Raw genomic sequence first — 245 nt, forward strand, 5'->3', positions numbered from 1 at the left:
CCTGGTCACCACCGTGGCCAAGGTGGTGCCGCTGCTGCTGTTTGCCCTGATCTGCCTGTTCGCCTTCAAGCTCGACATCTTCACCGCCGACATCTGGGCGGTGGGCACGCCAGAACTTGGCAGCGTGCTGGAGCAGGTGCGCAACATGATGCTGGTCACCGTGTTCGTGTTCATCGGCATCGAAGGCGCCAGTGTGTATTCCGGGCGTGCCGAGCGCCGGTCGGATGTGGGCAAGGCTACGGTGA

General features: G+C 63.3%; 1 protein-coding gene. It reads left to right on the forward strand.

Features of this window, described 5'->3' with window-relative positions; all coding sequences use genetic code 11:
* Positions 1-245, forward strand: a 245-nt coding sequence (locus J5M58_RS27530) for an amino acid permease (RefSeq protein WP_207880671.1), incomplete at both ends; no start/stop codon positions are given.

This window comes from Pseudomonas sp. 32_A (assembly GCF_017490905.1).
Taxonomy (GTDB): domain Bacteria; phylum Pseudomonadota; class Gammaproteobacteria; order Pseudomonadales; family Pseudomonadaceae; genus Aquipseudomonas; species Aquipseudomonas inefficax.